Genomic DNA, 14,376 nt, shown 5'->3' with positions numbered 1-14,376 from the left:
AGCATCGTTAGTTTTAATGTACTTTGGATCAAAGATATTGGCTTCATAGCAGAACCATGGGAAAATTAGGAAGAAATCAGCTGTGATATTGCTAATCAATAAAGTCAGGATGGGATTCCATCGCGTCTTATTTTTGGGACGTTGATGCCTAACGATCTCAACTGAGTAACCGGATTCATGAATTCTCTATTACGCACAATCTGACCATCATATAATTCAAATGAATGAATAAAGTGGTTTTCGTAATAACTCTCAGGATATCCGGGGAAGCAAATTTTGCCGTGACCGTCGCATTCAACCCATATATGATTAGGGTTGTCTGTTGTGAATATTTGAATATTATACCACTCCCAATCAGGGAAGCACTCCAGAGACCACCGTGCATGTTTTTCCAAATTCTCAATTCCCTTAATAACTATCGGCTCCCCAGTCTCTGTAGTCCATAATCCGCCTTCACCTTCATTGACAAAGAGCTTATGCCTTTCCAGACGCGAAACCCCTCGAGTTGCTAATAAATATTGCTCGACGGTCTTGCGATTTTTTTCACGCAACTCCTGCAAATCTGAGCCCATTTCAAACATAATAAACAACCTCTCTTTTTTCGAGTCATTGAGTGCTTGAAGCGTAAAAGATGACTCAAGATAATTTCAAAATAATTACAACGCAACAAATTTCTAATTTTTAAGAGGCAAAATGTCAACATTAATGTACTTATTTTTTACATCGAATTAAATTATGCTTAATTGAGACTTTCATCTATTTATGAGTAGTGAGTTTCTTTTTTATGCGGAAAGTCTTAATTTCCTTTCCTGCGAAAGGAAAGCGTTATTTTGAGACTGAAATCTATTTTTGAGAGTGCTATTCTCATTTATGTTTGTCAAAGAAAATTATTATGGGAGCTGGATCAGAAAATCGTTAATTTATGCTATTTAGCACTAATCATCTCATGATAGACACGGCTGATGGGTTTATTATTTTTGGAATAATTACAGTAAAATATACATTGCATCTTTGCTTTTAAATAATTAGAATTATTAAGCATAATTGCATCTGGAGTAACGTAAATTATAACTACCGTAATAAGGAGGATTCATGAGTAATGATACAAATTTAGATACAAAGATTACCCCCAATCTGCAATTGGTTTACGTTTCAAATGTTGAGCGATCGACTGAATTCTATAAATTTATTTTTAAGAAAGATCCTGTATTTGTCACGCCGCGCTACGTTGCTTTTGCGTCTTCAGATGATACGCTGTTTGCTATCTGGTCTGGCGGTGATACGCCAGATTCTGAAGTTCCTCGATACTCAGAAATCGGTATTATGTTGCCTACCGGTCAAGACGTCGATAATTTGTTTAATGAGTGGAAAGTGAATAGCAATATTGCTGTGTTTAAAGAGCCCTATACTGATGTATTCGGTCGAACTTTTCTTATCAAAGATCCAGACGGTCATGTCATCCGCGTTTGTCCTCTAGACTAGTATCATATAAAAAAGCTTTAGTGACGTTTCATTTCTTTTGGAAGTGAGACGTCGTAAGCCTCATGGATAGACATTCAGTCAATGAGCATATTTACTAATATGTCCAAGTTTTTATATTTCCCTCGTTAATCCCTACAATAGTTGGCTCCTCCATTTGAATCTAAACCGCAGTTCATCACAATACCGCTGGATAATATCCAACGTCAGCGCCGCCATGCACAATGGTTCATAATCTCATCATCAGGAATATCGCCGCCACGGCATAGCGCAGCAGCCGGAACGCCATATGCCGGTCCGGCGTAGACCAGTGATTGGTGCGGTGGATGCTATGCTGGGATTGACTTTGGCAACGGGCTTTTCTGGCCACGGCTTTGATACTTCTCCTGCCGCTGGGCAGTTAGTTGCAAATTTGGTGACTAACCATACTCCTATAATCGATCCTGCAGCTTACAGATTTGCGCGCCTGGGGTAATGGCAGCTCCTGAGCCGCCTATAACAGCAAACCGCTAATGACGCCAGAGGGCAAAACCACAGGCGTATAGTAACCTAATCCGGAGTGCCTTAATTTTTATCGTGGACCTGAGTATCCTTCCTCACGTCGTGAGATGCCACTGGCTTGCCTTTTTCATACCTTTCACCTGAACAGATCTCTTTTGCCTGTCACATGCGCATGTTTGCACATTCACCCGGCCCACAAAATGTCAATGGGCAGGCGAAGCCCCCTCGAAGCAGATGCATTTTGTGCGGGACGTAAAAGGTATTAGGACACACCCGTGAGCCCTAGTCTGACGGCTCCTGAAGTTTCATTTTCGACAATCTGTATTTAGCGTGCATCTGCATAAAAGTCTGCCTTCAAAAATATCCAGATGACAGGCCTAATTAGGTATGCCCTAATCCCATAAACACAGTGCCGCATAAACACACAGATGACATTCGGGAACACATCCTTACCACAAGCTAGCGTATCATGGTCAGTAAGGGTTTCTCAGCTGCAGGACTCAACGAAATTCTGACCGGCACAGCCATGCTGGAAAGCTATTTTACTGGCTATCTGACCAATGCCGACAAGATGATGGACCAACCCAACTGCACCATGGCGCAGCGGCTGATAAGCTAATGACAGCAGTGGCAGGATACCAGGAATATCAGGGCAAAAGTCCGATGGTAGCACTGGACGCCGACGTGACCGATTTTTCAGAGAGTATGCGACTGGCATTTAAGAAAGGCACGTTTATGAGCAAAGCAGGGGAATAAGGTTGTCATGCTGATGGGCGATACTACCGCAGCAGTGCAGGCGTTGCAGGAGCAAACAGAAAACCAGCTCGCCAACGTCAGATTATTCAAACAAACGCAACACCAGGTTAACCTTACCGGTGGAGGAAGGACATTAAGAGCACGCTCCGCTCCCGCAGCTACAGCGAGGCACGTGAATTAATATATGCTTTTAATTTATATTATAAGTAAATTTACCCTGACAAGCTGTTGGGATATGAAGAGAACAACTAACTTTCCAGCTGTTTTATTAGACTGTCGGTACGCCTTATCTGGGCTTTGCCGCCCCGGCTCCGTTAAACGGCCTGCATCATGCGCCCTCTTGTAGTCAGTGTAGTAAACTTTGCAGGTCGTCTTTAGAAAGACCAGTCATTTCCATAACGGCAATCTCATCAAGGCCGCGTTTCAGCATATTACGGGCAATTTTAAAAGCCGCTTCGCGTTCACCTTCAGAACGACCTTGTTCAATACCTTTTTTGATTCCTTTCTGTTCCAGCTGTTGTGCAATGGTCATCAGTTCGTCTCCATGTTGCGGCACGCGCTGTGCCAGGTCACGGACAAAAGCTTCAGCGCCGGAAGATTCGCCCGCCTGCAAAATATAGTGTATCAGGGAAATTACCTGCGGCGAAGCGAGCCAGTTTTCCATCAGCAATGTCGCCAGCCGTTCGGTTAATTCAGCCAGATCACGTTGATGGATATGCTTTTGCAGCAGGGTGAGCGCAGCCATGCTTCGATGATTCATAATCTCATCATCAGGAATAACCGTCACATCCACCAGCGGGAAATCGCTGGCATAGAGCTTTGTCGCCAGCCCTGGATCGTCAAACTCCTGAAGCCAGTTCATGGCATAGGGATAGGGGCTGCGTCTGCCGGTATAAAACAATACCGGGATCACCAACGGCAATTTTTTATGACCCGCTTCAAGGTGCCGCTGCATCGCCGCCACGGCATAGCGCAGCAGCCGGAATGCCATATGCCGGTCCGGCGTAGATTGATGCTCAATCAATACATGGATATAGCCGTCGCCTGTGGTGGTTTTCAGGCTGTAAAGTACATCGCTGAAGTATTGCCGCAGATCGTCTTCAACAAATGATCCGGATTCCAGTTTCAGCGTGCCAAGATCGCAAATAGCGCGCAGCTCCGCCGGAAGATGGATTTCCATAAAATCGCGCGCGATCGCCGGCTGCGTCAGAAACTGGCGGAAGGTAGCGTCATGAGGCGTTGGCGTGCTGTTTTTCTTTTTCATCTTTGTATGCCGCTGCGTTATTAACATACGGACTTTATCATAAAACGGCAGGTCATAAATCAGGCCACCTTCTACATAAACAGAAATTCTTTACAAATCAGTCTATTGTGTAAACTCCCGGTTTTCTTTCAGTGATCATACTCAAGCGGCTGCAGGAATACGCGCAACCACCTTGATTTCAAAATCCCCCGCCAGCCAGCTAACACTTCCGTCTTCCCGCTTACTCAGACCCTGCCGATTTTTATCCACAGGAACTGGGGATACCCTGTGCATGATTCAGTATAAAAAAGCGACGCCGCTGCGGCTGTTTGACAGTTAAGGGCTTGCAAGCAAACTTTGCTGCATTTCAATGTAACCGCAACAGGAGCGTATTTACGCCGGAGCACTCGTAACCACTGTAGACAGTAAAAGCTGAATATCCACTGTAGACAGTAAATTCTGAACAACCACTATAGTGAGTAACTTCGTATTATCCACTGTAGTGAGTAGCCCGCGAATCCTCTCAACCATTATGAAGAGAAGTCGCTTACAGATGTCTATTTCAACGAGCATTCAAGCCAACATTTGTGCAAAACAGTGGTGAAACAGAGTAATCCTGCTCACTACAGTGGTTGTTAGTGCTGTACTGCTCTTTTCAGTGGTTACCCGAACTCGCCACGACGGATTTTTTCCAGCAGTAACCTTTCCTCTGGGGAAAGGCGCACCATTTCTCCCTCCGGTTCAGGTAGCGTGTCCGTTTCGTCTTCAGAGAGCTCGGCTTCAAGTTCAGGCGGCAAACTCAGTGGAATATGATCGGGCCGCAGCTTTGGCCGCCGATAGTGGATATGGAAATAAACAGTCCGCCCTCGCTTCAGCTCGGTGTAATCGAGATAGCCAATATCTCTCAACTGCTCCATTGCTTTGCGTACCGTGGCGTTTTGCGTGATAGTGCGGGACGTCAGGTTCAGACGAGCGCGCAGTCGGGCCAGCGATACCGGCGCCGGGTTGGAAGGCAGACTCTCAATAAAAGTGTAAAGAGCCTGCGCAGACTCCTTGCGTGACAGAGCGTTAATCGCACGCAGTTGCAGCAGCACTTTGCGGTCGAACTGGTAAAGCTCAAATATTTTAGGATCGGCTTGTAGAGTCACTTCATCCGTTCTGGGACTGTACTTAGCTGACTGCACAAGGTGGGTCACATAGTAGTCGCCGGCTTTGTTAGTAAACGAGATGGTATTAGTCGCGATACGCGTCAGGGATGCGTCCAGACGCTTACGCAGCCGGGCAGAAGAACGGGCGGAAGGAATACCACAGAGTTTAACAAACTCCACAAAAGGCAGCGTGACAGTATCGCCCAACACCTTATAACGGGCGAAAGCATGAATAATGCCGACCCAGGTTTTAAAATCGTTATCCATATCGAGGCGGGCGCCAGTGATACGTATGTTCTCATATCCCTCAGAGCGCACCAGCGAAAGTTGTTTCAGCTCATCAGTCACATCCATGGACGCCATCTGCCCGGTCCTGCCGCGCGCGGTTGATTTCAGCGTCGGCACGAAAAGACCAAGTCGCATTAACGCGACTGGCTGTACGGTATTGTTAGAATTCGGCACCAGCGCCACTACACTACCGGTCGCCTTATCCTGCTCACTGAAAGATTCTGCGATCAAATCCTTATCATGTTCCATTTCGCTGTTTCCGACTCGGGTGCCTCAACACGGCCTCAGACTGAATACAACGGATATTACCACTCACTATAGTGGATGTCCTATATGGATAGCGTACTAATTACTCTCTATAGTGGATATTTATGTTCAATATCCACTATAGAGAGCAGCTACTTACTATAGTGGATACTCATTTTGTTAATGGTTCTCCTGCAACCAAACAATCTGTTTTTATGATATCCCTTAAAATCATTCACTTAAGCTAAATAAATACCGTAATTTTGGGTCTTTAAAAGCTTTTAAAGAAACCTCAGGATCGGTTCACAACTATTCTGGACAGTTATACACACCTAGAATCGCAGCTAGCTGCCTATAGTGGATAGCATCTGCTCTCTTCCGTGGATGTTCTGCTCACTACAGTAGTTATCCTACCTCCCATAGTGGTTAATTTGCTCTCTACAGTGGTTAAAAACTCTTATATCCTTTTGATTATAAAAAGGAAATAGGAAATGGGATCTTTGGGATCTATTAGGGATCATTATTGGATCATCTTATTGGATCTGAACTGTTGATAAGTGCATAACCTTTCGCCCGTTATGTCAGTGCAATCTTCAACAACTGTGCCTTTGCGCTTCCTCGTACAGACAGACTTCGCTAGTCAGTACTGCGGCGAGCACCATTAACTAAAAACCAGACAGGTAACAAGAAGATGCTGTTTCCCGTATACCTGTTCAGTAATCACAACAACCTGCATAATTTCAAATAAAAGTTTACTTTCTAAAATTTATGCAGGATTATTACCTTTAAGCTTAAAAGCTGCATAAAGGAAAAGAATCATGATGAACCAGTCGGCGACAAAGCTGGCCCAGCGTGCTGAACGTATGCTGCATTCGTTAACAGAACAGATTCAGGCTCAAAAAGAAGAATTCCACGAAAACGAATATTTTCAGGTTTATGCAAAGGCTGCGCTGGCAAAGCTACCTAAATTGACGAGAGCAAATGTGGATTATGCCGTCAGTGAAATGGAAGCCAATGGCTATGAATTTGAAAAACGTCCAGCTGGCTCTTCCATGAAGTATGCGATGACGCTGCAGAACATCATCGATATTTATCAGCATCGCGGCGTTCCCAAATACCGCGACCGTTATCATGAAGCTTTGACGATTTTTATCGGCAACCTTAAGGGCGGCGTGTCAAAAACGGTTTCAACCGTTTCACTGGCCCATGCATTGCGAAGCCATCCTTCTCTGCTACTGGAGGATCTGCGCATACTGGTTATCGATCTCGATCCCCAGTCATCTGCAACCATGTTTTTGAATCATACGCGCGCTATTGGGATAGTGGAAACAACCTCTGCTCAGGCAATGCTGCAAAATGTCTCACGTGAAGAAATGCTGGAAGAGTTTATCGTTTCCTCCATCGTGCCAGGTGTGGATGTACTGCCAGCCTCGATTGATGATGCCTTTATCGCTTCTGACTGGAATACACTCTGTGCCGAACATCTGCCAGGTCAGAATATCCACGCGGTACTGCGCGAGAACGTAATTAATAAGCTGTTAAAAGATTACGACTTCATCTTTATCGACAGCGGGCCGCATCTCGATTCTTTTCTGAAAAACTCCATTGCTGCAGCCGATCTGATGATGACGCCTGTTCCGCCAGCACAGGTTGATTTTCATTCCACGCTGAAATATCTGACCCGTCTGCCTGAGCTGATCAAACTCATCGATGATTCAGGCTATAAATGCCGCCTGAAAGGCAACATCGGCTTTATGTCAAAACTGTCGAATAAAGCCGATCATAAACTGTGCCACAGCCTGGCCAAAGAAATCTTCGGTGGCGAAATGCTGGATGTTGCCCTTCCCCGACTGGATGGTTTTGAACGCTGTGGCGAATCTTTCGATACCGTCATTTCGGCTAACCCGGCAACCTATATCGGTAGCAGCGAAGCACTCAAGAATGCCCGCAACGCAGCTGAAGACTTTGCCAAAGCAGTTTTTGATCGTATTGAATTTATCCGGATGAACTGAGGCGCCCATGTCCAGAAATCGTAAAACCATCGGAAGGACCTTCACGCCTTCAACCTTTAGCCATATCGCCAACAATGAAAACAGTCAGATCTTTACGCTCTCCTCCGGCAGTAAAGTCGAGTTCACTCTGGTTACTGTGCCAGCAGAGGAAGTCGAAATCGGCACTTTTGTGGTACAGGAAGTTAATGGTCGCGATCAGGCCGCTCTGACGCCGGAATCGCTAAAAGATATTACCCGAACACTGCCAATGCAGCAGTTCTTCCCTGCTATCGGCGTGCGGCGGAATAATAAAATCGAGATCCTTGATGGGTCACGCCGCCGCGCCGCCGCGATTCTCTGTCATACCAAACTGACAGTGCTGGTAACGGAGGAGGCGCTATCGGTTGATGACGCAAGAAATCTGGCTAAAGATATCCAGACGGCAAGGGAACACAATATTCGCGAAGTGGGTCTGCGCCTTCTGGCGCTAAAAAACAGCGGCCTTTCACAGAAAGAGATCGCAGAGAGTGAACACCTCTCGCAGGCGAAAGTGACCCGCGCATTGCAAGCTGCCGCTGTTTCAGGCGAGATGCTGTCGGTTTTCCCGGTACAGTCTGAACTCAGTTATCAGGATTATAAAGCGCTGTATAGCGCCGAAGCCCTTATTCATGCTCAGGGAGAAACGGTTAGTGAAATCATTACGCAGCTGAAGGAAGATATCGACGCTATCCGTCATCAGGCTCAGGCTGCTGAAGATGAGATCAAAGATAAGCTGGTGGCACTGTTCCGTCAAAAGTCTGCTTCGCTGACACAGCCAAAAGGCGAAGAAACAGTTGTTACGTCATTATGGCGCTTTGAAGACAAGAACCGCTTTGCGCGAAAGAAAAGCAAAGGCCGTATGTTCAGCTATGAATTCAATCGTCTGCCAACAGAAGTACAGGTAGAAATCGATAACGCAGTTCAGCAGGTGCTGGAGAAACACCTGACAAAATAGTACAGAGACCCTCCGCTCTTTCTTGCTATATAACTCACTGATTTTATACTTAAAAAGATAAAAATTTCAGGGTGAAATCTCCAGCCATTTCACCCTGAGTTATTTTTTATTTGGTTATGACCGCCAGCCTTCAACTCCCCTTTGAAATAACGATGTCATATCCCTTCAGCCAGATAAAGCTAATTAGTACCCGATTGTTCGGGAATCAGGCATTAACAACATAGTCAATCTGGGCAAAGGAAAAAAACACAGAACTAATAAAACGCTGAGATGCCATACAGAGCGGCGAATTGACCAGGGCTTGCAGCTGCAATGCCGCCCACGCCAAACATCGTACCAAACATAATTCCTGACACCATGCCCGTTCTGCCTGGCAATACCTCCTGCGCATAGACCACCAGAGCGGCAAAGGCGGAGGAAATGATCAGCCCAATTATTACGGTCAGTGCGATCGTCCAGAACAGATCAGCATGAGGCAGTATCAACGCAAAGGGAATCACGCCAAGGCGATATCCACACAACCGCTTTGCGACCAACACGGTCACCGACCGGTCCGCCGACAAATATGTCCAGCGCCACCGCGGCCAGAAAGGCGAACAGACAGAATTGCGCCTGTTCAATCGGCAGCTGAAAACGCTGCAGCAGATAAAAGGTGTAGTAATTGCTGATGGAAGCGATATAGGTGAACTTGGCGAACAGCAGCACGCCCACTCCACTTATTGTCAGCATTACGCGTCCTTGCGGAAGAGACGGCGTTATGGCCGAAGCATGTTTTTTCATATGGGCGTGGCCATGTGTAACCGACCACACGCTGACTTTTGAAAGGACGACAATCGCCAGCAACGCTATCAACATCAGCCAGGCCACCGATAACTGAACATGTGGCAGGATCAGCAGCGGCGCCGGCGTTGCTGCCTACCTGAAAGCAGGACTGCGCAGTGCCGAAACGACCACCGGATGCCATACGCGCAACGCGAGAAGACTTTGGATGAAACGTCGATGAACCCACGCCAATCAGCGCAGACGATAAAATCAACAGCGAATAAGAGCTGGCAATGGACATCAGACCAATGCCCACCAGCGTGACGGCCATTCCCGCAGGCAACAGCAGCGGCATGGGGCGCTTATCGGTAAAAAAAACTACCCAGGGCTGCAACAAAGATGCAGTGATCTGATAGACCAGCGCGATCATGCCTATCTGCGTATAGCTGAGGGCATAGCTGGATTTGAGTAAAGGATAAAGAGTCGGCAACGTGGCCGGGATTATATCGTTGCAGCTATGGGAGAGCGCAACGTCTCCCTCGACGGAAAAAATAAACCTGTGGGCGTCGTTATGCTACTTGCCCGATGTTTCCTCTGTCGTTTCTGGATTATATGACATGCGATTTTATCGTCAAAAGATGACGACTCTCTGTTGGTTGTGTCAGGTAAGACCGTGATTATAAGCTCACCAGAAAGAAACGTAAGTCATAATGTGGAACGGTTGCTGGCGCAGCGTACAGGCGCCTGACTGTCCATTTCGTAACCCTGCCGTAGGGAACAGGCTTCCAGGTTATTTGATGGCAAAAAATAGGTGGAGAAACAGGAAAAGACCGTTAAATAGTGCAACAAGGTTTTTTCGACAAAGTTTTACCATTGTAGAAGTATTGTCCTTTTTTTTATCGTTAGATGGCTGACGAGCTACTCACATCATTCTACCCCGCTCAATATACTTCTGCTTCAGTAAATCTCTGATCCGGATCTGCACCGGACACGCTGTTCGCTTCAGGCATCTCATCCGCTTCAAAGTGAAATATCCGGTTACCGTGTATACTGTCATCTGATGTCGAGGATGGTCGCTGACAGGCTTATCACGGTCTATTCAGAAGCATATTAAAATGAAAAACATGTACCGATAGGTACTGATACTTGCCATTTCTCGGGCTGTCTTTCAGACAATTTCAATTCTGACGATGACGATTGGGGGACTTGCCGGTGAGATGCTAGCTCCCTCTTCCTCACTGATAACCTTGCCTCTGTCAATGGTGAGCCACGGCGGTTGTCATGTTTCCAGCGTCTCTGTGCATGAGCAGGATTGGCAAAAAAAAGGCTTCATCACCCGTGTCCTGAACGGCATGGTTGCCGCTGCCGTTTCAATGGCGGCAACGATGTTTCATTCCATTCTGCTGTTATGTCTTAAGCTGTTTTTCCTAGGCATATACCAAGCGCTCGCCCAGTTTTACCGGTTTGCTGTGGGTGAAGCGGCACTCCCGGCGTCCCGGGCAAAAGCTATCTCACTGGTGCTTGCCGGCGGGGTGGTCGCCAGCGCTGCTGGGGCTATTACTCGCCCGTAGCGAAAGCGCGTTGTTTGCCGTGCCGTATGTTGGCTCGTTCCTTTTTATGGGAATAATGGCATCGCTGGGGGGCGCGGTGCTTTCACAGCTACAAATGCCAGCGCAGCAGATCAGCAGCACCTCCGTTCGGGTTGCTGCGCGCCCGTGGAAAGAGGTCATCATGAGCTCACTTATCTGGTCGCCCTTTTTTCTGCTGCTTCGGGGTTCGTATCATGGTGCTTGCCATGACGGCGACGCCCATTACGATAAGAGATCATATGTTTGAACTCTCCCGCAGTGCTGAATTGATCCAGCTACTTGTGCTACCGCCAAAACCAGATGGGTATGACAGTCAATAAGCCGTGGCGTCACCTGGCGGCCACCCACGTGCCGCCGGATACTACTCCACACGCCGTCAGCGCCAGAATCCGGGCGTTGCGCAGGATAAGATCGTGATGGTCGAGCATGCCGTAAGGCTCAGGACGTTCGGAATCAAGCGTTGCCAGTCTGACATTCCGCCAGATCATATCGGTAGGGAGCGGTTGCACAGTCTGTTCTTCCAGTTGTCAGGTGTTGTATATACATTTAATTCTATCAATGAATGCCTGTCAACAAACCCCTGCAATGATGTTATATGTTTGTGATGGAAAAGGAGATTACGATAGGTTTAGGCTGAGGCACCTGTAAAGAAGAGACGTGGTCTGGGTTAACTTCTTATTTTTAATCAACGCGTTTTCGCTGCCAGAAAACGCCATTAGCGCTGGCAATATTTCGACTGGCTTCACCAGATAAAATTATCACTTAACTTTTTGATATTCTTCCATTTTAACGGATAATTTCAGGGTGAAATCTCCATGGTGTAGCGAAGAAATACCCTTTTTCACACGCGCTCAGGTGGCTGTGCGCATCGGGGCAGGTTTTGTCGAAAGCATAGAGCCGGTCTGCAACAACCAGTCATTGTCGACTAAAAGAGGATCCACGATGGAAATACGTCAACCTTTACCGCCGTTTACCCTTGAAACCGCTACGCTGAAAGTGCGTATAGCGAGATGCCTGGAACAGCCGCGATCCGGAAAAAGTTTCATTGGTTTATACCACCGACATGTGCTGGCGCAACCGCGCTGAGTTTGTGAACGGGCGTGAAGAGGTAGTGCAGTTTCTGCAACGTAAGTGGAGCCAGGAGCTGGATTACCGACTAATCAAAGAGCTGTGGACCTTTGACGCCAGCAAAGTTGCGCTACGTTTCGCTTATGAATAGCATGACGATTCCGGCAACTGGTATCGCAGCTTCGGTAATGAGTACTGGGAATTCAATGAGCAGAACTTGATGCTAAGACGTTACGCCCGCATCAACGGTAAGCCGATAAAAGAGTTGGAGCGCTGTTTCCACTAGCCGCTGGGCAGACGTCCGGATGAGCATCCGGGGCTCAGCGAGCTGGGTTTCTGAAAGAGTTGATCAGGCAGGCCATCGTGTACCGCGCGAGCCTGCCCGTCGCCTCGTTAAATTCTGTCTCATCCTGAAAAAACGCGCGGTAGCTTCTATACTGTGCATTTTGCGAATATGAAATGGAAAGATGACAGATTTAATACATAAAGAGAGTCGCACGTTGCGCAGCCAGACCCTACCAGGCGTGACGCTGGTCACTTTGTCAGTCCTCATGTGGAGTTCAGTTGGTATTTTTGTCCGGCATCTGCAAATGGATGTTTGGTCTATGGTGGCCTGGCGTTCCCTATTCGCGTTTATCACGCTGGTCTTTGTGCTGCTTTTTTGTCGTAACAACCGTTGGTTTCCTCAGAAGGTGCGGCTGGGCTGGCGTGAAATTTTTTCTGCCGTCGTGATGTCTCTGGCAATGTTCTGCTATATCGCCGCGCTTAAAGCCACGACCGTGGCGGGGGTGATGACCATTTATGCCACAACCCCTTTCATTACGCTTGGGCTGGGATGGCTGTGTTTGCGGGAGCGGTTAACCTTCCGGGCAGCGGTCTGCTCACTGGCGAGCCTTATCGGTGTCTGTATTATGGCCGGCTTCTCCAGCAATCAGGGCGATCTTGCTGGTTATTTTATTGCCTTTCTGATGGCGATCGGTTTTGCCGGCAGTATTGTGCTGGCGAAAAAATGGCCCGATATCAATCTGCCAGGCGTGACGGCGATAGCCTGCCTGATCTGTATGGTTGTCTGTTTTATGAAAAGTCCGGCCGATGCGCCCGTTCCGGATTTGACAGAGATGCTCTGGTTATTCGCCTTCAGCATCGCGACTCAGAGCCTGAGTTATTTACTTTATCTTGGCGGAAGCCGGTTTATTCCGGCGACGCTTGCCGGTCTTATTGGTCAGCTTGATCTGCTTTTGGCACCTTTATGGGTCTGGATGATTTTTGATGAAACGCCGCCCTTGTCCACGCTTGTGGGCGGCGCCATCACATTTACCGCTGTGATTACTTATCTCGCCCTGGAGTTCATTCATGCATCACGTGTCAGGGGCGCTCCGTGATGTTTCAGCACCCTGTAAGCCAGCGCTACCTGAGAGGGTTATGAATGACGAACGCGTTCTCCCCGATCATCAATGACGGCTTCACCATCCTCTTTGGTAAAGGCCCCTTTACGGGCAACCCGCCAAAGAATAAACGCGGCCATAGCCGCTACCAGACTGACCGGCACCCCCAGTGGTTCAAGGGCAAAAAAACCGATCAGCAGCAGAAGCAGCACCGCTCAGCCGGTTTTAAAAGTGCGCAGGTCGCGAATCGCCTCCCGTGGCGCTTTCAGCTTCGTCAGATCGTAGTCGGCGGGAATATCTTTGCGGAAAAAAGATGCAGCATGACCAGCGTGGCGGCAACGGAGGCGATATTGACCGGTGCCATGACCGAAGCATATTCACTGAAGCGCAGTTGAAAGAAATCTGCCGCCACGATGTTCACTAGGTTCGACACGATGAGCGGCAGGCTGGCGGTATCCGCAATAAAACCTACTGCCATAACGAACGCCAGCGTGGCCCCGGGGCTGAAACCCGGTGCCAGCAGCATGGCCATAACGGTCGGCGCCAGGATGAGGGCTGCGCCGTCATTGGCAAACAGCGTCGCCACCAGCGCGCCCAGCAGAACGATCCAGGTAAACCGTAGCCTGCCTTTTCCGCCTCTTGAGCGGGAAACGTGCAACTCGACCCATTCAAAGAAGCCGGACTCATCAAGCAGCAGGCTGATGATAATAAATGCAATAAAGGTGGCGGTGGCGTTCCAGACAATCTGCCAGACCGCAGGGATATTGCCGATCTCTACTACGCCGGTCAGCAACGCCAGAGCGGCGCCCAAAACAGCGCTCCAGCCAATGCTCAGCCCTTTCGGCTACCAAATAACCAGTACCAGCGTCAGGACGAAAATCGCGCCCGCCAGAAACATAATATCTCCTTTTGCTACTCCGCCGCGT

The 14,376-nt window shown here is 48.1% G+C and carries 10 protein-coding genes and 4 pseudogenes; 8 read left to right on the top strand and 6 right to left on the bottom strand.

The annotated features are described in order from the left end of the window. Positions 1–104: 104 nt before the first annotated feature. Positions 105–581, bottom strand: coding sequence for a PhzA/PhzB family protein (locus tag ACQE3Z_RS19435; protein WP_426975045.1), 477 nt, complete (start codon positions 579–581; stop codon positions 105–107). Between the two features lie 511 nt (positions 582–1,092). On the opposite strand from ACQE3Z_RS19435, the gene ACQE3Z_RS19430 reads away from it, so the two are divergent. From ACQE3Z_RS19430 to ACQE3Z_RS19420, 3 genes and pseudogenes are all read left to right on the top strand, one after another. Further along, positions 1,093–1,482, top strand: a complete 390-nt coding sequence (locus ACQE3Z_RS19430; RefSeq protein ID WP_426975044.1) for a VOC family protein — start codon at positions 1,093–1,095, stop codon at positions 1,480–1,482. Positions 1,483–1,786: 304 nt separating this feature from the next. Continuing rightward, positions 1,787–1,954, top strand: a pseudogene (locus tag ACQE3Z_RS19425) (D-amino-acid oxidase); the annotation flags it as partial. Positions 1,955–2,449: 495 nt separating this feature from the next. Continuing rightward, positions 2,450–2,599 (top strand): hypothetical protein, encoded by a 150-nt coding sequence (locus tag ACQE3Z_RS19420; protein ID WP_426975043.1) that lies wholly within the window; start codon positions 2,450–2,452, stop codon positions 2,597–2,599. Between the two features lie 483 nt (positions 2,600–3,082). Here ACQE3Z_RS19420 and ACQE3Z_RS19415 read toward each other — a convergent pair whose 3' ends face one another. Both ACQE3Z_RS19415 and ACQE3Z_RS19410 read right to left on the bottom strand, forming a co-directional pair. Continuing rightward, complete coding sequence (locus tag ACQE3Z_RS19415; protein ID WP_426975042.1) at positions 3,083–4,000, bottom strand: Rpn family recombination-promoting nuclease/putative transposase; 918 nt, start codon at positions 3,998–4,000, stop codon at positions 3,083–3,085. Positions 4,001–4,641: 641 nt separating this feature from the next. After that, positions 4,642–5,664, bottom strand: coding sequence for a RepB family plasmid replication initiator protein (locus tag ACQE3Z_RS19410; protein ID WP_426975040.1), 1,023 nt, complete (start codon positions 5,662–5,664; stop codon positions 4,642–4,644). Between the two features lie 815 nt (positions 5,665–6,479). Between ACQE3Z_RS19410 and ACQE3Z_RS19405 the strand changes: the two genes are divergently transcribed. Together ACQE3Z_RS19405 and ACQE3Z_RS19400 are read left to right on the top strand one after the other, a co-directional pair. Then, positions 6,480–7,673, top strand: a complete 1,194-nt coding sequence (locus ACQE3Z_RS19405) for an AAA family ATPase (protein ID WP_426975039.1) — start codon at positions 6,480–6,482, stop codon at positions 7,671–7,673. A gap of 7 nt (positions 7,674–7,680) precedes the next feature. Beyond that, positions 7,681–8,646 (top strand): ParB family protein, encoded by a 966-nt coding sequence (locus ACQE3Z_RS19400; RefSeq protein WP_426975038.1) that lies wholly within the window; start codon positions 7,681–7,683, stop codon positions 8,644–8,646. 183 nt (positions 8,647–8,829) lie between these two features. Here ACQE3Z_RS19400 and ACQE3Z_RS19395 read toward each other — a convergent pair. Beyond that, positions 8,830–9,961 (bottom strand): annotated as a pseudogene (locus tag ACQE3Z_RS19395) (MFS transporter). Between the two features lie 664 nt (positions 9,962–10,625). Here ACQE3Z_RS19395 and ACQE3Z_RS19390 point away from each other — a divergent pair. Then, positions 10,626–10,979 carry a hypothetical protein gene (locus ACQE3Z_RS19390; protein WP_426975037.1) on the top strand — a complete coding sequence of 118 codons (354 nt, stop codon included), beginning with the start codon at positions 10,626–10,628 and terminating at the stop codon, positions 10,977–10,979. 347 nt (positions 10,980–11,326) lie between these two features. Here the strand turns inward: ACQE3Z_RS19390 and ACQE3Z_RS19385 are convergent, their stop codons facing one another. Then, positions 11,327–11,506, bottom strand: a complete 180-nt coding sequence (locus tag ACQE3Z_RS19385) for a hypothetical protein (RefSeq protein WP_426975036.1) — start codon at positions 11,504–11,506, stop codon at positions 11,327–11,329. A 433-nt stretch (positions 11,507–11,939) separates the two neighbouring features. On the opposite strand from ACQE3Z_RS19385, the pseudogene ACQE3Z_RS19380 reads away from it, so the two are divergent. Next, positions 11,940–12,351, top strand: a pseudogene (locus ACQE3Z_RS19380) (DUF1348 family protein). 214 nt (positions 12,352–12,565) lie between these two features. Next, positions 12,566–13,447 (top strand): DMT family transporter, encoded by an 882-nt coding sequence (locus ACQE3Z_RS19375; RefSeq protein ID WP_426975035.1) that lies wholly within the window; start codon positions 12,566–12,568, stop codon positions 13,445–13,447. A 104-nt stretch (positions 13,448–13,551) separates the two neighbouring features. Here ACQE3Z_RS19375 and ACQE3Z_RS19370 read toward each other — a convergent pair. Then, positions 13,552–14,285, bottom strand: a pseudogene (locus ACQE3Z_RS19370) (ArsB/NhaD family transporter); the annotation flags it as partial. Positions 14,286–14,376: the final 91 nt, after the last annotated feature.

It is taken from the genome of Pantoea sp. FN0307 (assembly GCF_050113815.1).
In the GTDB taxonomy this organism is placed as follows: Bacteria; Pseudomonadota; Gammaproteobacteria; order Enterobacterales; family Enterobacteriaceae; genus Mixta; species Mixta alhagi.
This window is presented reverse-complemented; position numbering and strand designations above follow the sequence as displayed.

Excerpts from the sequence above, each read along its gene's own strand:
- ACQE3Z_RS19405 (WP_426975039.1), top strand. The coding sequence starts at position 6,480 with ATGATGAACCAGTCGGCGACAAAGCTGGCCCAGCGTGCTGAACGTATG.
- ACQE3Z_RS19435 (WP_426975045.1), bottom strand. The coding sequence starts at position 581 with ATGTTTGAAATGGGCTCAGATTTGCAGGAGTTGCGTGAAAAAAATCGC.
- ACQE3Z_RS19430 (WP_426975044.1), top strand. The coding sequence starts at position 1,093 with ATGAGTAATGATACAAATTTAGATACAAAGATTACCCCCAATCTGCAA.
- ACQE3Z_RS19390 (WP_426975037.1), top strand. The coding sequence starts at position 10,626 with ATGCTAGCTCCCTCTTCCTCACTGATAACCTTGCCTCTGTCAATGGTG.
- ACQE3Z_RS19400 (WP_426975038.1), top strand. The coding sequence starts at position 7,681 with ATGTCCAGAAATCGTAAAACCATCGGAAGGACCTTCACGCCTTCAACC.
- ACQE3Z_RS19415 (WP_426975042.1), bottom strand. The coding sequence starts at position 4,000 with ATGAAAAAGAAAAACAGCACGCCAACGCCTCATGACGCTACCTTCCGC.
- ACQE3Z_RS19420 (WP_426975043.1), top strand. The coding sequence starts at position 2,450 with ATGGTCAGTAAGGGTTTCTCAGCTGCAGGACTCAACGAAATTCTGACC.
- ACQE3Z_RS19410 (WP_426975040.1), bottom strand. The coding sequence starts at position 5,664 with ATGGAACATGATAAGGATTTGATCGCAGAATCTTTCAGTGAGCAGGAT.